Source organism: Haladaptatus sp. W1, assembly GCF_001723155.1.
Taxonomy (GTDB): domain Archaea; phylum Halobacteriota; class Halobacteria; order Halobacteriales; family Haladaptataceae; genus Haladaptatus; species Haladaptatus paucihalophilus.
The window spans coordinates 1-17,253 of sequence record NZ_MEIH01000087.1; the positions used below are offsets into that span (position 1 = coordinate 1).

Here is a 17,253-nt window from a genome sequence, read left to right on the forward strand (position 1 = left end):
GCGCGTTGTCCACGGCGCGGTTCGTGAACGCCGACAGCAGGACGCGGTTGCCGTCCTCGACTAACGCACGGATGGTCCGCGCGATGGTGTAGGTCTTCCCGGTGCCGGGCGGACCGTGGATGAGCGCGCAGTCGTTCGCGTTCACCGCGAGGTTGACCGCGGCGTTCTGGGCGTCGTTGTTTCCGATGAACGTCCGTTCATTCGACTCGAATTCGGGTTCCCGCCGTCCGAACAGCACGTCCTTCCGCCGTTCGTCGCCCTTCAGCAGGGCGTCGTGGAGCGCGGTCAACATTCCGTCTGCGGAGAACTCTGAGGGATAGACGTCGAGTCGCCGGAGTTCGACGGGTTCGTCCGTCGTGACGACGATTTCGTCGCCCAGTTGCTGAACCCGGGCCAGTTCCGCGTGGCCGCTGACGGGATCGCCCTTGCTGGCCAACACGACGTCGCCCTCCCGAATCTTCGATACCGAATCGTCGGTCCTTCGGGCGCGGAGTTCCCAGCGCCCGCCCTCTATTTGCGTCTGTCCCGCCGGTTCCAAGCCGATGAGCGCTCGGTCGTCGTCCGCCCGTTCCCGGGCCGTCTGCTCCCACAGCTTGGCGTACTCGCGGTGGGTCGCCCGGCGTTCCCGTTCTATCTGCTCGTACTTCTCGCGGAAGTACGCGCGTTCCTCCTCGGGAATCGGCCTGCCTATCTGTCCCGCCTTCGACTCCTGATTCAGGCGGCCGGAGACGACCATGCAGGTGTCCTTCTCGAAACAGTATTCGCACTTGGCGTTCGCCTCGTAGCCCGTCGGCACGTCCATGTCGAACTCCGCCGCGGCGATTTCGTTGCGGGTCCTGACGACGAATTCGAGCAGGCCCTTGCCGATGGAGAACTCCTTCGCGGGCGAGAGGTCGCCGGTCTCCTCGGCGCGGTCCAGCGCGGAGTTCTTCGTGTAGAGGAGCGTGCCCGTGTCCGCGGGCACGCCGCGTTCCTGCAGGAGGAGGGCGTAACAGGCCGCCTGAATCTTGTCCTGAAAGCGCGGGTCGCGGTTCGTGTTCTTGCCCGTCTTCAGTTCGACCGGCATCCCGCGACGGAGCGCGTCACAGCGGCCCTTGATGCCGAACTGCTCGCTGATGAGCGTGTACTCGCTTCGCCAGTCGTCCGTGTCGTCGAGGACGCCCTGTTCGAGCCAGCCCTCGATGGCGCGGGCGTTCTGGCGCACCTCGCCCGCCACCTCGTCCGCCTCGCGTCCGAGCAGGCCGAGTTGCAGGCCGACCTCCTCGACGCGCTCCTCGATGGAGTCGTCCAGTTCCCGGCCGCGGAGCAGGTCGCCGAACACCTCGTGGACGATGGTCCCCTTCACGACGGGGTAGTTCAGCGGAATCGCCGACAGCTTGTTCAGGTAGTACATCCGGGGACACTGCACCCACGAGCGGACGTCGGTCACGTTCACGAGGAACGAGGGTTCGACCACGACGTATGACTCCTTTCCCGTCGCGTACGTCGTCTCGCCGTCGTACTCGGACTCCTCCGCGTCCGTCACCAGCAGTTCCATCCCTTCTTCGAGGTAGTCGGCGGTTTCGGCCCACTTGCCCCACAGCGTCACCGTCTGCGGCACGTCGTCGTTCGGTCGTACGACGACCTCCGCGAGGTCGCGTTCGCCGTACCGCGTGGTCACGGTTCGTTGCTCGCCCGGCGCCGTGACGGTCCCCCGTATATTCACGAGACGTTCGTACCCGCCCTCGCGGAAAAATACTGTCGATTACCGCACGTCTTCGCGGCCCGCCAACTCGGCCCCTCTCCTGTCGTCGCGTTGCCGCTTCCCGACAACGTATTAGCCGCGGTTTCCACTATCGACGGTATGCCACGGACTCCCCCACCCACCGAAACGCGCGATGTCGTCGAAACGCTTCACGGTGAGGAAATCCATGATCCGTACCGCTGGCTGGAAGGCGACGGCGAGGACGTTTCGGCGTGGGTGAGTGCACAGAACGAGTACGCGGAGTCGTTCCTCCACGGCGAGACGCGCAATGACCTCGAACCCCGGTTTCGGGCGCTGTCGAACTCCGCGGCCTACTTCCCCGTCGTTCCGACGCCGAGCGGTTACTTTCAGCGGTACACGCCCGCCGACGAGGACTTGCCGCTGTTGACCGTTCGGGACGACCTCGACGGCGAACGCCGCGTCCTCGCGGACCCGAACGAGTGGAGCGACGACGCCACCCTGACCCTCGACTGGTTCGTCCCCTCTCCTGACGGCTCGCTCGTCACCTACGGCGTCACGGAGGGCGGCACGGAACAGTACGACGTTTGCGTCGTGGACGCGAAAACGGGCGACACCGTGGACGAACTCCGCGAGACGGGTCGAACCGGGGAGCGGTCGTTCGCGTGGACCGACGGGGGATTTTACTACGGCCGAACTGGCGCGCTCGAAGACGGCGGGCAACTCGACAAATCGCTCGCGTACCACCGACTAGATGGGGGCGGCGAGGACGACGCAGACGACGAACTCCCAATCGAACTCGACGAGCAGACGTGGGCGGGCCTCCACAACGACCCGGACAGCGACTACCTCGTGGTCGAGCTCACGCGGGGGTGGGAACGCACCGACGTCTACGCCGAGCGGAACGGCGAGTTCGAACCGCTCGTGACGGGCGAGGACGCCATCTTCGAGCCACACCTCCGCGGGAGTCGGGTCTTCTTCCTGACGAGCCTCGACGCGCCGAACTACCGAATCGTCGCGGCGGAGTTGGCGGACGCCGCCGGGGGCGGCGCACCCGAGACGTTCGAATCCGTCGTCCCGGAGCGCGACGACGCCATCCTCCGGGATTTCGTGCTCGCGGGCGACCACATCGTCGCACACTACGAACGCGATGCGGTTTCGGAACTCGTCGCCTTCGACCTCGACGGCGCGAGCGTCGAAGACGCGTCGCTTCCCGAGTTGGGGTCCATCGACGAGGGGAGTCTCCACGGTTCGACGGACGAGGACGAGTGTTTCTTCCGGTACCAGTCGTTCGACCACCCGCCGACCGTCTACCGCTACGCCGTCGGCGAGGGCGTAACGAAACTCGACGCACCCGAGGTTCCGGTCGAGGCCGACCTGCAGGTCGAACGGGAGCGGTACGAGTCGGCGGACGGCACCGAAGTCCCGCTGTTCGTCGTTCACGCGGGCGTCGAACCGGACGGCGACAACCCGACGCTGCTGTACGGCTACGGCGGGTTCGAACTCAGCCAGACGCCCGCGTTCCGACGCTACGCCGTCCCCTTCCTCAAACGAGGCGGCGTCTTCGTCGTCGCCAACGTCCGCGGCGGCGGCGAGTTCGGCGAGGAGTGGCACCACGCGGCCCGGAAGGAGCACAAACAGAACACCTTCGACGACTTCATCGCGGCGGCGGAACACCTCGTCGAGCGCGACTACACGAGTCCCGAACGCCTCGCCATCGACGGTCGGAGCAACGGCGGACTGACCGTCGGCGCGAGCATCACCCAGCGCCCGGATCTGTTCGCCGCCTGCCTCTGTATCGTTCCGCTCCTCGACATGCTCCGGTTCCACCGGTTCCTGCTCGGCGCGTCGTGGACGGCGGAGTACGGGTCCCCCGACGACCCGGAGGCGTTCGAGTACATCCGCGAATACTCGCCGTATCACAACGTCGAGGAGCGGGAGTATCCCGCCGTCCTGTTCAAGACGGCCGAGGGGGATACGAGGGTCCACCCGGCTCACGCCCGGAAGATGACCGCCAGAATGCAGGCGAAACACACCGGAAACGCGCCGATTCTCCTCCGCGAGGAACGGGACACGGGCCACGGCGTCGGCAAGCCGACCGAGATGGTCGTCCGCGAGAAGTTAGACGAGTGGACGTTCGTCTTCGAGCAGTTGGGCGTCGAGTAACTCAGTCTCGCAAGTACGCCACCACGTCGTCGGGGTCCGCCGAGAGGCCGCCGCCCTGTGCGAACGTCGGGCTACCACCACCGCCGCCGCCGAACTCGTCGGTCACCTCGTCCACCACGTCGCCCGCTTTGACGTCGCCGTCGGTCCCGACGACGAGGAACGTCGACCCCTCTTTTCCGGTGAGCGCAACCACGTCCGCCGTTTCGCCCGCCAGTTCTCGCACCCTGTCGCTGAGTTCGTTCGGCCCGACGCCGTCGATGGTGCCGACCAACCACTCGTGGCCATTTCGGGCGACCGTTTCCTCGGCGAGTTCGTCGATGGTCGCGTGAACAAGCCGTGATTTCGCGTCCGCCAACTCGGTTTCCAGCGCGTCGAGTTCGCCGGTGAGCCGGTCGATTTCGTTCGGCAAATCCTCGACCCCTGTTCCGGCGATTCGCGCGGCCGCCAGCGCACTCCGCTTTTCGTCCGCCCGCGTTCGGATGGCTGGCGGGCCGACGGCGAACTCGACGCGCGTCATTCCCTCGCCGGGGTTCGACCGGTCGACGATGGTCACCGGCCCGATTTCGCGCGTGTTCTCGACGTGCGTGCCGCCACAGGCCGCCACGTCCCATCCCTCGATATCGACGACGCGAACCGTCTCCGAACCGCTCAGCACGCCTTCTTCCGTCTTCGTGTTGAATGCGATATCCTCGCGTGCCAGCGCCTCCTCCTTCGGGACCGCTTCCCACGAGACGGGCAACGAATCCCACACCGCCCGATTCGTCAGGCGTTCGAGTTCGACGAGAACGTCGTCGTCGATGTCCGTCGAGGTCTGGAAATCGACGCGAATCTTCTCCTCGCCGATGTCGAACCCGCCGTAGCCGAGGTCGTCCAAAATCAGTCGTCCCGCCCCGTAGAGGACGTGGCTCGCCGTGTGCGACCGCATGCAGTAGGTGCGGAACTCCTCGTCCACCTGTCCGCGAATCTCCTCACCCTCCTCGAACTCGGGGTCGGTTTCGAGCGTGTGAACGACGTCGCCGTCGCGTTTCTGCACGTCGACGACGGAAATCCCGCCGAGTGTTCCCCTGTCCGCCGGTTGGCCGCCGCTCTCGGCGTAGAAGTACGTCTCCGAGAGGGAGACGTTCCTCCCGTCGATTGCCGCGACGGTCGCGTCGAAACTCGTCCGATATGGCTCTGCTGGCGCGCGGGTCATACCCCGTTCTCCGAAACGGGCGGACAAAAACGCTACGCCGACTCCGACAGCGTAACGCCGAGACGCTCCTCCAGCGCTTCGATGACCGACCCGCCGACGCCCGCGCGGTTCGCTCGGTTCTGTTCGACCGCGAGGAGGTCGTTCTCCTGAACCCCGAGTTCGTCGGCGAGTTCGCCGCGCTGGAGACCTTCCTCCTGTCGCGCGTCGATGACGCGCTCGCCGTAGTCGGAGACGAGGTACGGCAGCGGGTCGCTGTCGTAACTCGTTCCCTCTTCCTCCCAGTGGCTCGCGTCGCCCTTCCGGGCGTCGTCCATTCGGGCCGTGCGCTGGGCCGCCCTGCGCTTGCGGTCCTGTTCGCTCATCGCGTTGCCTTCGCTCTTCGATTTCGTCGGCTGTGCGGCGTCGTTGTGGCTCGCACAGTCCGTACAGACGTGGAGCGTCGCGCCCGCGACGCTCGCCTCGGTCAGCGAATCGGACGCCTTCCCGCAGAGTTCACAGGAACCGCCGCTGCCGCCGCCGGACGAGTTCCCGGTCGAATATTTTGCCATACCCTCGCTATGGGGGGCCTACATTTCAATATCGCGTTTGTTCGTCGGAGCAAAGTCCGCCCGAACGCTTATTCTCGGCCTCGTCGTCTTCGTCCCGGGGAACTCGGATGTTAAGCGCACGAAACAGACTCGACGGGGAGGTAGTGGACGTGGAAACCGGCGACGTGACCGCCGAGGTGGTTCTCGACGTGGGTGGCGAGGAAGTTGCGGCCGTCATCACCCGCGAATCGGCCGAGAACCTCGAAATCGAGGAGGGAATGGAACTGACCGCCGTTGTGAAGGCGACCGACGTGATGCTCCGGTCGGATTGAACGGGGCGAAACCCATTTTTCGGCGCGGCGTGTCGTTTTATCAATGAGCGGCATCGTCTTCTTCGCCAGCGAAGTTCGCGCCGAAACCGTCTCGTTCTACGTCGACCGCCTCGGGGCGGACGTGTGGCTCGAACAGACCGACTGTACGGTGTTGCAGTACGACAACATGCGCTTCGGTTTCTGCGAGCGCGAGTCGGCCGATACCGACGGCATCCTCACGTTCGTCACGGAGGACCGCGACGGCGTGGACGCGCTGTACGACGAACTGGCCGATTGCGCACGCGACCCGCCGGAGGCGAACTCCTGCTACGACATCTATCACTTCTTCGCCGACGACCCCGAGGGACGCGCCGTCGAAGTGCAAACGTTCGACCGCGTAACCGAGTCGGCTCGGTAGAAATCACGCGGCGCGACGGACGCGTATCACCGCTCCATCGAGTCGGCGATTTGTTCGACCGCACGGACGAACCGCCAGAACAGGTACAGTCCGAGCAACGGAAACGCGATACCGAACCACGCCAGCGGCTTGCCGGCGAGCAGGATGCTGTACAGGAACGTCAGGACGCCGACGATGACGATTCCCCAGACGACGAGCGAGTCGGTCGAGTCGGAGGGCATGGCCGATTCGTATCAGCCGACAACGAAATAGATTGTCGTCTGCAACCCGTCCCCCGTCTCTGTTACTCGCCGCCCGGCTCCCGCGGTTCCGTCGCGGGGTGGCAGTGGTGCGAAACCAGGTGGAGACGAGGGGTGGCTCCACTCGGTGAAACTCCGGCGGGCGGAGTAGCCGGGACGGAATCGACAGATGGTTTAGCCGCTTTCCGCTACGAGTTTCATGGACGAATTCGGCTACACGACTGGTATCGAGGTGCGCTACCGCGACCTCGATACGATGGGTCACGTCAACAACGCCGTCTACGCGACGTACCTCGAACAGGCGCGCATCGCGTATTTCCGGGACGTTATCGGGGTTCCATCCGACGAAATCAACGGCGTCATCGCCCACCTCGAACTCGATTATCATCGGTCGATAACCGGCGGAGACGACGTGACAGTCGGCGTGCGCGTCACCGACATCGGAACGACGAGCATCACGATGCAACACGAGATTCGGGCCGGAGACGAGGTTGCCGCCACCGGCGAAACCGTACAAGTCGTGTTCGACGAGTCGGGCGACCCCACCGAGATTCCGCCCGAATTGCGCGACCGAATCGCCACGCACGAAGGGTTCTAACTGACGAATCGGAACCGACTTTTTTGCCGAGGACGCCTTTCCGTCGTAAAAACCGTATTCCACGTTTCGACGCCGGAAGCCGCCGCAATCGCCGTGGCGAAAGTCCGAAACCTGCTCGCCGACGAGACGCTCGACGTCGATACTGTCGCCGTCCTCTTCGACGCCGGGGTCGCCATCGCGACCCTCGAACGCGGTTCTGACGTCGCCGACGACGTTCGGGGACTGCTCGACCGTGACGTCGAGTACAAGGTGTGCAGTAACGCCGTTCGAAATCCCGCGGTGGACGAATCGAAACTCGTCGCGGGCGTCGAAACCGTCTCGTCCGGTGTGGGCGAACTGACCCGCCTCCAGACCCGAGGCTACGCGTATATTCGACTCTGAGTCGTCGAACGTGCCGCAAAAGAACCAGCCTCGGCTGGTGAATGTTGTTTCAGTAGGATTGTGCGTGGGTGATGTCCTCGAAGGAGATCACCTGCATCGTTGATGTTCGCGGCGAAGCCGCGTATGCGATGCGTGGGACCGGATTTGAACCGGCGGACCCCTACGGGACAGCGCCCTCAACGCTGCGCCGTTGGCCTAGCTTGGCTACCCACGCTCGCTGTGTCTGTCTGCACTCAATCGTAGATGGTGGGATAATAAAAGGCCTTTCATTTGCCCCGGCGACGGCAGGCGTTCGCACGGACATGACAACGGGCGTCCAATACGCTAATACTTTCTGGGAACCATGATGAATTGATGTCGCTTGGCCTCATCTCCCGGCTGAAAAATACGCGCGTCGACTACGTTTGCCCGGAGTGTGCCCGCGCGTTCGACCTGCCGTTCGACCGGTGTCCCGTCTGTGAGTGCGACCGACTGTACAAAATAGTGAAATAACTGGTATACCGACCGGACTGCAAGACGCGAGTATGGAATCCTCCGTCCGAAACAACGTTCCGACGCTGACGGCGCTCCTGAGCATCGTCTCGCTGGCGCTCGTCTTCGGTGCCGTGTTGGGCGTCGTCCCGAACACGCGATTCCCCGCGCTCCGCACTGGTTTCTGGAGGCGATTCCGCACCTCAACGCCATCATCAGCGTCGCCGCCATCGCCGTCATCGGCACCGCGTGGCACGCGATTCAACACGGACACGTCGTCCGCCACCGCGCCGGAATGCTGACCGGACTCGGCCTGTTCGTCTGCTTTCTCGGTCTCTACCTCTACCGCGTCTCGTTGGAGGGACCGACCGAATTCCCCGGCCCGAAGACCGTACAACAGTACCTCTACCTCCCGATTCTGGCGATACACATGGTCCTCGCCATGGTGTGTATCCCCCTGCTCTACTACGTGCTCTTGCTCGCCCTCTCCCATCCGGTAGCGGACCTCCCGAAGACGAACCACCGTCGCGTCGGGCGCATCGCGGCGTCGCTCTGGCTCACGTCCTTCGCGCTCGGGGTGGTCGTCTACGCGCTGTTGTACGTGGTGTACTGATTCTCTCAAGTCCAGAATACGGCTGTTTTAGGCCGTCTATTGCCGAACGAAACGAAATCTAGCCACACGATATTTGCGGGGCGACCCCGTACAACCTGTACATGCCAATACCGGGATACGACCCGGACGACCTGGACGAACTGCTCGCGGAGCGACTGGAGGCGCGCGATGGAGGTGTGTCCCTGACTCCTCGTCAATGGCGAGAGTACGAAAACGGTGCGAGCCTGCTCGACGTGCTGAACGACGCCGATATCGAGCGGTTGTTACACGAGGAATGACGTCGCAAAAACGAGTTCGGTAGCGGATGCGCCGTTAGTCGCCCGGACGAACCCCCGAAACGAGGAATCGGTCACAGAACAGCTCTGCAAGCCGCGGGAAGGCGGCGATTCCGACGCTCGCAAGCGCCATCGAAAACGCGACGGAAACCAGCGGTAATCCCATGACGTTCGCCACCGTTCCGCCGCCGTACGCCACGACGGCGAGGACCGCGTTGAAGTAGACGAGCCTGAAGAGCAACAGGGCGGGAGCCAACGACACCCACCCTCGCGTCTCCGTGGCCAGCGGCGGGAGCCACCCGCCGCGGATCAACGCGGTCACGACGACCATCGTCATCCACCCGACGAACGCCGAGGTTTTCAGGCCGAAAAAGCGGTTCGGTGCGCCGACTCTCACGTACCAGAGGAACGGGATGAGCGGCAGCGAAACGTCCGCGAACGCGTAGACGATATCGTCGAGAAACCGCCCGAACCCGCTCTTTTCGGCGGACGTTATCTGCCCGTGGCCGAACCAACTTCCTCGGCGACGGCTCCGGGCGGCCCGCGTCGAGCGACAGGGGTGGTCGTCCCGGCCGGACGGATTCGGCATACTACGGGGATATACACGCGAAATTCCCTAAAACTACGGTCTCGGTCGCTAGAGTGGAATCAGTCGCTCGCGCCGTCGATGACCGGGCGCGTCACGTCGCGGTCAGTCTCCTCGTCGTCAATGTCGTAGGGATACTCGCCCGTGACGCAACCGAGACAGAGGTCGGATTGGGAGACCGAAAGCGCGTCGGCGATGGCTTCCTTCGAGAGGTAGGCGAGGCTGTCGGCGGAAATCGCCTCCCGAATCTCCTCGACGGATTTGTCGGAGGCGATGAGTTCCTCTCGGGTCGCCATGTTGATGCCCATGTAGCAGGGGGCGATGATTGGCGGCGCGCCGATTCGCATGTGGACCTCCTCGGCCCCGCAGTCCTTGAGGAGTCGAACGAGTTGCGTCGAGGTGGTCCCCCGGACGATGCTGTCGTCGATGATGGTGACGGTTCGACCCTCGACGGTGGATTTGATGGGGTTGAGTTTGAGACGAACCGCCCGCTCGCGTTCGTCCTGCGTCGGCATGATGAACGTCCGGCCAACGTAGCGGTTCTTCATCAGGCCTTCGGCGAACTCCACGTCGGAGCCACTCGCGGTTTCACCGCTCGTATCCGAGGCCCCTTGAGCCTCGTCGTCCTCTTGGGCGGCCTCCGCATACCCCGACGCGAACGCGCGGCCGGAGTCGGGGACGGGCATCACGACGTCAGTCTCGATGCCGCTTTCCTCCCAGAGCTTTCGCCCCAACTCGCGTCGCACTTCGTAGACGAGATTGTCGTCAATGACGCTGTCCGGGCGGGCGAAGTAGACGTGTTCGAAAAAGCAGTGGGCGGGTCGGTCGCGTTCGACGAGTTGGTAGGTGTCGTACCCCGCGCCGTCCGGTCGGAGCACGACGAGTTCGCCGGGTCGCACGTCGCGGACGAGTTCGCCGTCGATGGTGTCGATGGCCGACGATTCGGAGGCGATGACGTAGCCGTCCTCGACTTCGCCGATGACGAGGGGTCGATTGCCCTCCGGGTCGCGCACGCCGAGCACCGTCTCGTCGTGCATGATGGCGAGCGAGTAGGAGCCGTGGATTCGGCTCATGGTTCGCTTCACCGCGCGAACGAGGTCCTCTTCGAGGAGGTTGCGCGCGAGGTCGTGAGCGATAACCTCGGTGTCGCCGTCGGACGTGAACGCGTGGCCCTTTCCGGCGAGTTCGTCCCGAATCTCGTCGGAGTTGACGAGGTTACCGTTGTGCGAGAGCGCGAGCGACCCGCTCTTGAACGAGACGGTGAAAGGCTGGGCGCAGCTCTTGTCCACGCTTCCGGCGGTCGGATAGCGGACGTGGCCGATTCCGGCGCTTCCCTTCAGGCCGTCGATGTCCGCCTCGGTGAAGGCGTCTCCGACGAGGCCCATCGAAACGTGGTCGTGTTGTTGGAAGCCGTCGTGTGTTACGATGCCTGCCGACTCCTGCCCGCGGTGCTGGAGGGCGTACAGCGAGTAGTAGAGGGGGCGTGCCGCGTCCCGACCCGCGAGCGACGCGCCGACGACGCCACACTTCTCGGTCGGTCCGCCGAGGTCTCCGTCCCGGCCACATGACATAGCTGTCCGTAGCGCGGGACAGTAGTAAAAACCCTCGTTATCGTGCCGTATTTCCCAGCGTTTCAGACAGAAATATGCATGCTCGTGTATACTGTGGGTTCGAAATAGCCGACGGCTGGTCGAGAGAGAAGTATCGAGATGGAGAAAATCCGTAGCAGGCGGTTAGTTGTCGCCCGCTCGACTCTGCCACTCGTAGTCGCGTCGCTTGCTCGATTTACCGAAGCCGCACGACGAGCAAACGCCTTTTTTCACGTGATACGATTTCTCACCGCAACGGCGGCATTTCACGTGCGTCGTTTTGTTCTTCTTACCCTGGCTTGGAGTTCCTGCACCAGTCATGGAGTGATCGAAACGACGTTATCGCCGCGTATAATGGTTGTGTCTTCGTCTTCGATGACGAGGTTCATGTGCTGGTCGTAGCCGGTCAGCGTGCCGGTGTACTCTTCGCCACCTTTCAACTGCACTGTCACCGCCGAGTTCAACGACGCTTCGAGAACGTCGAGTGGTCGTCCGCTCATATCAACAATCCCAGTGTTTGTGTTGATAAACGTACCGGAACGAGAGTCGAGTGGTTCTGTTCAGATGTCAACTTCGAAGCCGTCGCGGTCGCTCGCTCGCACCGCGAATTCGGCGAGCAAGTCGGCGGAGGCGTCCAAGTCGTCCGTGTCGATGACCTCGACGGGGGTGTGCATGTAGCGGTTCGGCAGTCCGAGGTTGAGCGACGGCGTGCCGCCCCGGGCGGTGAAGAAGGCGTCTGCGTCCGTGCCGGTGTAGATGCCTGCCGCCTGTAGCTGTACGGGTATCTCTGCCTCGTCCGCCGCCTCGCGGACCGCCGCGACGACTTCGGGGTGGTTCGCGCTGCCGCGGGCGACGACGGGACCGCCGCCGAGGTCGATGGTGAGGTCCGAGAATCGCTTCTCGCCGCCGACGTCCGGGCTGTCCATGGCGTGCGTCACGTCGATGGCGACGATGGCGTCCGGGTCGAGGTCGAAGCCGACCATCTTCGCGCCCTGCAAGCCGAGTTCCTCCTGTACCGTGCTCACGGCGTAGACGGTCGCGTCGGCGTCTCGCTCGGCCGCCCGGCGGAGCGCCTCGGCGGCCACCCACGTGCCGACGCGGTTGTCGATGCCCGGTCCGGCCAGTCGCGTGCCCCGAAGGTCCTCGACGGTCGGCGTGTACGTTATCGGGTCGCCCACGTCGACCAGTTCGGCGGCCTCCTCCTCGCTTTCGGCGCCGATATCGACGTGTTGTTCCACGATGTCGTCGAACTCGTCGTCCTCGGTGTCGCGCAGGTGAATCGCTCGCTGGCCGACGACCCCGTTGACGGTGCCGTCGTCGGCGTGAATCACGACGTGTTGGCCCTTCGTGACGGTGCGGTCCGTCCCGCCGATTCGGTCGATTCTGATGAAGCCGTCGTCGTCGATTCCGGCGACGATGAACCCGATCTGGTCGGCGTGGCCCGCGAACGCGAGTTCGGGACCGTCGCCCTCGACGACCGCGACCGCGTTCCCGTACTCGTCGGTTCGCACTTCGTCCGCGAACTCCGAGACGTACTCGACCCAGACGCGCTGGCCCGGAATCTCGAATCCGGACGGACTGGGCGTCGTCAACAGCGTCTCCAGAAACGTGCGTCGTTTCTCGTCCATAGTCGGAAAGGAGCGATAGTGCGCCTTCAAACTCCCGAAGATGACGAAAAATAATAAACTAATAGACACGTCCCCAGAATCGATAAGGGGACGACCGTCGATTGCTGTTGCATGGGTGTTTTCGAACTGCATCTCCACGAACCGAACTTCACGCTCAACACGGGCGAAACGAAATCGTCGGCCGGATTCGGTTCGAAGTCGGAACCGGAATCGGAACTGGAAGGCGAACCCGGTGAACGCGAGACGGAACCGCCGTCCATCGCCGGGAAACTCGGACCGCTCATCGTTCTCGCGGTCGTTATCGCGCTGGCGAAACGGGTGAAGCGGCGACGGGAGTGACCGGACAGAAGGATTTTGTCGGCGTGACTCCAACGTAGTGCTGTGAATCTCTACCGTAGCGTCCGTGCCGTCACCGGCGCGTCCGGCAGCGGCCCCATCGATTGGACCGCGGTGGCCGACGCGGCGAAGGCGGCGACGGACCCCGGGTCGATAGACCTCTCTCCGGCGGAACAGACCGGCTATGCGACCGACGTGCGCGACGCTCGCGCCCGCGTTCGGGAGGTCTCGGGCGTCTCCTTCGACGTCCCGAAGACCGTGGAAATCCAGAACCGACACCACTGGATGGACGCGAACATCGCGACCTTCGAGCGCGTGATGGAACCCATCGAGGAGTACGGCCCGGACGTGCTCCCGGGCGTCGCCCGCGTCCTCAACACGGGAACGATGTCGTTCATGCTCGCCCTCCTCGGCAACAACGTCCTCGGGCAGTACGACCCGCTTTTGCTCGCCGAGGGCGACGACCACGCGCTCTACTTCGTCCACCCGAACATCACCCGCATCACCGAGGAACTGAACGTGGACCCCGACCGCTTCCGCCGCTGGATCGCGTTCCACGAAGTGACCCACGCCGCGGAGTTCGGGGCCGCCCCGTGGCTGTCGGACTACCTCGAACGCGAGATGGAGACGGGCATCGAGGCGCTCGCCCACGGCGAGGTGGACCGCGAGGCGTTCAAGGAACTCGACACCGCCATGACCGCCGTCGAGGGATACGCCGAACTCCTGATGGACGAGGCGTTCGACGACGAGTACGAGGACCTCCGCGCGAAGATAGATGCACGACGGAAGGGGATGAACCCGCTGTCGAAACTCGTCCGGCGTATGCTCGGACTGGGCATGAAACGGCGACAGTACGAACGCGGGAAGGACTTCTTCGAGCACGTCGTCTCCGCCAGTGACGTCGAGATGGCGACCCGCGTGTGGGAGAAACCGGAGAACCTGCCGACCGACGACGAACTCGACCACCCCGAGCGGTGGTTGGCCCGCGTGTAGTCGCCCGACGCTATTTCGTCCACTCTTCGCTCAGTACCGCCTCGACATCGACGGTCGTCGCCGTTTCGACGTACTGCGACGTACAGACGTTCGCCAGCGCAAGCGTCGGTTCCCAGTCCCACCCGCTCGCGCGGCCGAACGTCAGTCCGCCGGAGAACCGGTCGCCAGCCCCGTGGTTCGCTCGACGGTCGAAACGGTGTAGTTGGGAACGGTGAGGGTCCCGTCGCGGGTCGCGGCGACCGCTCGCTCCGTGCCGTGATACACGATTGCCGAGACGGCCGCCTCGTCTCGGATTCGTTCGAGCGAGTCGGATTTCGACTTGCTCCGACCGCCGACCACCTCCGCGAGGCGGTCGGTTTCGAGGTCGTTCACGCTCAGAACGACCTCGAAACGGTCATCGAGGTCGGAAAGCACCGAGAAGTAGTCCGCTATCGTCTCGGCTGCCACGTCGGTCATGTCGCCGGGGTCGAGGACGAACGCGCCACCGTCGCCGTCCCCGTTCGTCGAGGCGAGCGACCGAAACACGTCGAGGAGGGCCGGGAACGACGCGATGTTTCCACAGCACGCCCCGTCCGCGTCGCGTATCGGCGCGAAATCGCCGCCCATCGCGGTTCGTACGTCGGCCGCCGTCCAGTCCCGTATCGCGTCCGACTCCGCGGCGAAGAGAACGCCGTCGTCCCCGAGTTCCAGCACGGATACGGCCGCCGGTTCGCCCATCGAGACGCACGGGAACGGGAGGTCGGCGAGCAGCGGGTCGTCCAGATGGCCGTACAGTTCCGGGTCGCCGCCCAGCGCGTGCACCTGCTTCGCCATGTTGACGGCCTGTCCGCCCGCCTCCCGCGTTTCCGGTTCGAGGTGGAACGACCGCTTGCCGTCCGCGAGTTCGCCGGAGAACGCAGTTAACGAGTCGAGTCGTCCGGCGGGTGAGCGAATTCTCGAAAACGTATCGACGCTCCCGTCGGGGAACGCGACGACGCGGGGAGAAGGATTACCCGAGAGTTCGGCACGGAGTTCGGCGTACGCCACGCAACGATGTTCGGCCGCCGCGATGATAAGGAGTCGGTCGCGTTCGGGCGATATGTCGCCGAATTTCCGATCCCCGTCTCCCGGCGGGCCACTAAACACTAAATCCCTTCCCGAACAACGTGAACGCAATCATGACGCTGAAAGTCGGTGTGTTAGGCTACCGGTTCATGGGAAAAGCCCACGCGAACGCGCTGGCGCGGTTGCCGATGTTCTTCCCCGACGCGCCGGACGTCGAACGGCACACGCTCATTGGACGGGACGAGGAAGCGCTTTCGGAGGCCGCGGACCGACTCGGCTTTGCCCACACGAGCACGGATTGGGAGGAAGTCATCGACGAGGTGGACGTGTTCTACAACCTCGGACCGAATTTCGTCCACGCCGAACCTTCCATCGCCGCGCTGGAGGCGGGCGTTCCGGTCCTCTGTGAGAAACCCCTCGCGGCGAATCTCTCCGACGCGGAACGGATGGCCGAGGCCGCACGGTCGGCGGACGTCCCGACCGCGACGGCGTTCAACTACCGGTTTATCCCGGCCATCCGGTACGCGAAGGGACTCATCGAGGACGGCGTGCTCGGCGAGATTCACCAGTTCCGCGGTCGCTACCTCCAGGATTGGTTGGTCGACCCCGACGCGCCGTGGTCGTGGCGCAACGACGAGGAGTTGGCGGGAAGCGGCGCGCTCGGCGACCTCGGCGCGCACACCATCGACCTCGCGCGCTTCCTCGTCGGCGACGTGGAGCGCGTTTCGGGCCACCTACAGACGTTCGTGGACGAGCGTCCGGTAGAGGGGGAGTCTACGGGAGACGGTGAAACCGCGGGAGACGAAACGCGACCGGTCACCGTGGACGACGCCTACTCCGCACAGGCCGAACTGGAGGGCGACGTGATGGCGACGTTCGAGGCCTCGCGGTTCGCGAACGGTCACAAGAACGACCACACCATCGAGATTCACGGCTCCGAGGGAAGCCTGAAGTTCTCGCTCGAACGCCTCAACGAACTCGAAGTCCTGCGCGGTGAGAATCGCGGCTACGAGACGGTGCTCGTCACCGACGAGTCCGACCCGTACGTCGAGCACTGGTGGCCGCCGGGCCACGTCATCGGCTGGGAACACACGTTCGTCCACGAGAACTACGAGTTCTTGTCGGCGGTGAAGAATGGGGAGGAATACCACCCGAACTTCGCGGACGGCGTGGCGGTGCAGAAGGTACTGGACGCTATCGAGCGAAGCGACGAGAGCGGCGAGTGGGTGCAGGTCGAATAAGGGATTGGCGTCAGTACTCCCACGTTCCTTCGTCCGTCACGACGGAATCGAGGAGTTCGGTCGGCGTGGCGTCGTAGGCCGGGTTGCACACCGCAAAGCCCTCCGCCGGTTCACGGATGACTTCGCTGGGCGAGCGAAAGTCGTTCTCGAACCGGAACGCCTCGCCGACGATTTTCGCGCTGGAACCGACGGCCGTGACGGGGACATCGACTTCGTTCGCGGTGACGGTCAGCGGGAAGGTTCCGACGCGGTTGTAGAGGGTTTCGTCCACGATGCAGTCCATTCCGGTGAACACGCGGTCACACTCGGGCAGGTAGTGGCCCGCGGCGCTGTCGACGATGAGCGTCGCGTCCACCTGGTCGATTTCGCCGAGCACGCGCGCGGTCTTGCGGCCGAGGTAGCGCGGGCGGGCCTCCATGACGTACACGTCGAGGTACGCGCCGTCCGCCACGGCGGTTTCGACGGCTTCCAGCACGGTCGAGGAGTAATCGTGGGTCATGAGCGTCATGCCGTCCTCGAACAGCGGCGCGGCGTTCTCGGCGGCGCGTCGCTTGGCGGTCATGACTTGCTCGACGACGCTATCGATGGCCTCCTGCGTGTTCTCTTTCGCCTGCTCGACGGTCTCGTTATCCGATTCCGTCACCATCGCCACGATGGCCCGCTGGGTCGTGACGAGCGAGGCGTGAGACGGGTTCGCCCGACGAAGGACGCTGCTGTTGTGGTCGAGCGCGCGCTCGAACTCCTCGACGGTCTCGAAGTCGCGGTCCACGAGGTCGGAGAGCGCTCTCGCCGCCTTGACCGCGACGGTCGAGGAGCTGTGCGTTTGCATCTCCTGTATCTCCTCGACTGTCTCGTCTATCATGCGCTAACGAAGTTCGCCGGGCTACAAGATTGTTCTGGGTTTCCGGTTTCGCTCCGCGTCACCATCCCTCCTCACCGCGGG

The 17,253-nt window shown here is 64.3% G+C and carries 21 protein-coding genes, 1 tRNA gene and 1 pseudogene; 11 read left to right on the top strand and 12 right to left on the bottom strand.

The genetic code is table 11. The features are described from left to right. Positions 1-1,705, bottom strand: a 1,705-nt coding sequence (locus BG842_RS04825) for an AAA domain-containing protein (protein WP_175424077.1), incomplete at its 3' end; no start/stop codon positions are given. 138 nt (positions 1,706-1,843) lie between these two features. Here BG842_RS04825 and BG842_RS04830 point away from each other — a divergent pair. Beyond that, positions 1,844-3,868, top strand: a complete 2,025-nt coding sequence (locus tag BG842_RS04830; RefSeq protein WP_069449895.1) for a prolyl oligopeptidase family protein — start codon at positions 1,844-1,846, stop codon at positions 3,866-3,868. Between the two features lies 1 nt (position 3,869). Here BG842_RS04830 and BG842_RS04835 read toward each other — a convergent pair whose 3' ends face one another. Together BG842_RS04835 and BG842_RS04840 are read right to left on the bottom strand one after the other, a co-directional pair. Then, positions 3,870-5,060 (bottom strand): DHHA1 domain-containing protein, encoded by a 1,191-nt coding sequence (locus tag BG842_RS04835; protein ID WP_069449896.1) that lies wholly within the window; start codon positions 5,058-5,060, stop codon positions 3,870-3,872. A 32-nt stretch (positions 5,061-5,092) separates the two neighbouring features. Continuing rightward, positions 5,093-5,608 (bottom strand): multiprotein-bridging factor 1 family protein, encoded by a 516-nt coding sequence (locus tag BG842_RS04840; protein WP_069449897.1) that lies wholly within the window; start codon positions 5,606-5,608, stop codon positions 5,093-5,095. A 107-nt stretch (positions 5,609-5,715) separates the two neighbouring features. Between BG842_RS04840 and BG842_RS04845 the strand changes: the two genes are divergently transcribed. Together BG842_RS04845 and BG842_RS04850 are read left to right on the top strand one after the other, a co-directional pair. Then, complete coding sequence (locus tag BG842_RS04845) at positions 5,716-5,919, top strand: molybdopterin-binding protein (protein WP_069449898.1); 204 nt, start codon at positions 5,716-5,718, stop codon at positions 5,917-5,919. 43 nt (positions 5,920-5,962) lie between these two features. Further along, entirely contained in the window at positions 5,963-6,316 is a 354-nt protein-coding gene (locus BG842_RS04850) for a glyoxalase/bleomycin resistance/dioxygenase family protein (RefSeq protein ID WP_069449899.1), read from the top strand. 26 nt (positions 6,317-6,342) lie between these two features. Here the strand turns inward: BG842_RS04850 and BG842_RS04855 are convergent, their stop codons facing one another. Next, complete coding sequence (locus tag BG842_RS04855; protein ID WP_069449900.1) at positions 6,343-6,537, bottom strand: hypothetical protein; 195 nt, start codon at positions 6,535-6,537, stop codon at positions 6,343-6,345. Between the two features lie 217 nt (positions 6,538-6,754). Here BG842_RS04855 and BG842_RS04860 point away from each other — a divergent pair, with 217 nt between their 5' ends. Together BG842_RS04860 and BG842_RS04865 are read left to right on the top strand one after the other, a co-directional pair. Beyond that, on the top strand, positions 6,755-7,153 hold the full coding sequence (locus BG842_RS04860) for a thioesterase family protein (RefSeq protein ID WP_069449901.1): 399 nt from the start codon (positions 6,755-6,757) through the stop codon (positions 7,151-7,153). Continuing rightward, entirely contained in the window at positions 7,154-7,534 is a 381-nt protein-coding gene (locus BG842_RS04865; RefSeq protein ID WP_069449902.1) for a DsrE family protein, read from the top strand. Between the two features lie 129 nt (positions 7,535-7,663). Here the strand turns inward: BG842_RS04865 and BG842_RS04870 are convergent. Further along, positions 7,664-7,748, bottom strand: a tRNA-Leu gene (locus tag BG842_RS04870). A 140-nt stretch (positions 7,749-7,888) separates the two neighbouring features. Here BG842_RS04870 and BG842_RS29565 point away from each other — a divergent pair. The 3 genes and pseudogenes from BG842_RS29565 to BG842_RS29570 all read left to right on the top strand — a co-directional run bounded on the left by BG842_RS29565 (position 7,889) and on the right by BG842_RS29570 (position 8,896). Next, on the top strand, positions 7,889-8,026 hold the full coding sequence (locus BG842_RS29565) for a hypothetical protein (protein ID WP_175424078.1): 138 nt from the start codon (positions 7,889-7,891) through the stop codon (positions 8,024-8,026). A 32-nt stretch (positions 8,027-8,058) separates the two neighbouring features. Continuing rightward, positions 8,059-8,618, top strand: a pseudogene (locus BG842_RS04875) (DUF420 domain-containing protein). A gap of 101 nt (positions 8,619-8,719) precedes the next feature. Further along, on the top strand, positions 8,720-8,896 hold the full coding sequence (locus BG842_RS29570; RefSeq protein ID WP_007977669.1) for a hypothetical protein: 177 nt from the start codon (positions 8,720-8,722) through the stop codon (positions 8,894-8,896). 34 nt (positions 8,897-8,930) lie between these two features. On the opposite strand, the gene BG842_RS04880 is transcribed toward BG842_RS29570, so the two are convergent. From BG842_RS04880 to BG842_RS04895, 5 genes are all read right to left on the bottom strand, one after another. Continuing rightward, on the bottom strand, positions 8,931-9,482 hold the full coding sequence (locus BG842_RS04880; protein WP_069449903.1) for a hypothetical protein: 552 nt from the start codon (positions 9,480-9,482) through the stop codon (positions 8,931-8,933). Positions 9,483-9,541: 59 nt separating this feature from the next. Continuing rightward, positions 9,542-11,050, bottom strand: a complete 1,509-nt coding sequence (purF, locus tag BG842_RS04885) for an amidophosphoribosyltransferase (protein WP_069449904.1) — start codon at positions 11,048-11,050, stop codon at positions 9,542-9,544. Between the two features lie 162 nt (positions 11,051-11,212). Continuing rightward, positions 11,213-11,389, bottom strand: coding sequence for a 50S ribosomal protein L37e (locus tag BG842_RS27135; protein ID WP_007977666.1), 177 nt, complete (start codon positions 11,387-11,389; stop codon positions 11,213-11,215). Continuing rightward, positions 11,386-11,568, bottom strand: coding sequence for an LSM domain-containing protein (locus BG842_RS04890; RefSeq protein ID WP_007977665.1), 183 nt, complete (start codon positions 11,566-11,568; stop codon positions 11,386-11,388). The genes BG842_RS27135 and BG842_RS04890 overlap by 4 nt, the downstream gene beginning before the upstream one ends. A gap of 60 nt (positions 11,569-11,628) precedes the next feature. Continuing rightward, on the bottom strand, positions 11,629-12,696 hold the full coding sequence (locus BG842_RS04895; RefSeq protein WP_069449905.1) for a M20/M25/M40 family metallo-hydrolase: 1,068 nt from the start codon (positions 12,694-12,696) through the stop codon (positions 11,629-11,631). 111 nt (positions 12,697-12,807) lie between these two features. Between BG842_RS04895 and BG842_RS04900 the strand changes: the two genes are divergently transcribed. Together BG842_RS04900 and BG842_RS04905 are read left to right on the top strand one after the other, a co-directional pair. Beyond that, positions 12,808-13,035 carry a hypothetical protein gene (locus BG842_RS04900; RefSeq protein ID WP_069449906.1) on the top strand — a complete coding sequence of 76 codons (228 nt, stop codon included), beginning with the start codon at positions 12,808-12,810 and terminating at the stop codon, positions 13,033-13,035. Positions 13,036-13,077: 42 nt separating this feature from the next. Further along, positions 13,078-14,025 carry a zinc-dependent metalloprotease gene (locus tag BG842_RS04905; protein WP_069449907.1) on the top strand — a complete coding sequence of 316 codons (948 nt, stop codon included), beginning with the start codon at positions 13,078-13,080 and terminating at the stop codon, positions 14,023-14,025. A 141-nt stretch (positions 14,026-14,166) separates the two neighbouring features. Here BG842_RS04905 and BG842_RS04910 read toward each other — a convergent pair whose 3' ends face one another. After that, complete coding sequence (locus tag BG842_RS04910) at positions 14,167-15,051, bottom strand: hypothetical protein (RefSeq protein ID WP_254662908.1); 885 nt, start codon at positions 15,049-15,051, stop codon at positions 14,167-14,169. Between the two features lie 131 nt (positions 15,052-15,182). Here BG842_RS04910 and BG842_RS04915 point away from each other — a divergent pair, with 131 nt between their 5' ends. Further along, entirely contained in the window at positions 15,183-16,310 is a 1,128-nt protein-coding gene (locus BG842_RS04915) for a Gfo/Idh/MocA family protein (protein WP_069449908.1), read from the top strand. Positions 16,311-16,320: 10 nt separating this feature from the next. On the opposite strand, the gene BG842_RS04920 is transcribed toward BG842_RS04915, so the two are convergent. Next, complete coding sequence (locus BG842_RS04920) at positions 16,321-17,172, bottom strand: translation initiation factor eIF-2B (RefSeq protein WP_069449909.1); 852 nt, start codon at positions 17,170-17,172, stop codon at positions 16,321-16,323. Between the last annotated feature and the right edge of the window lie 81 nt (positions 17,173-17,253).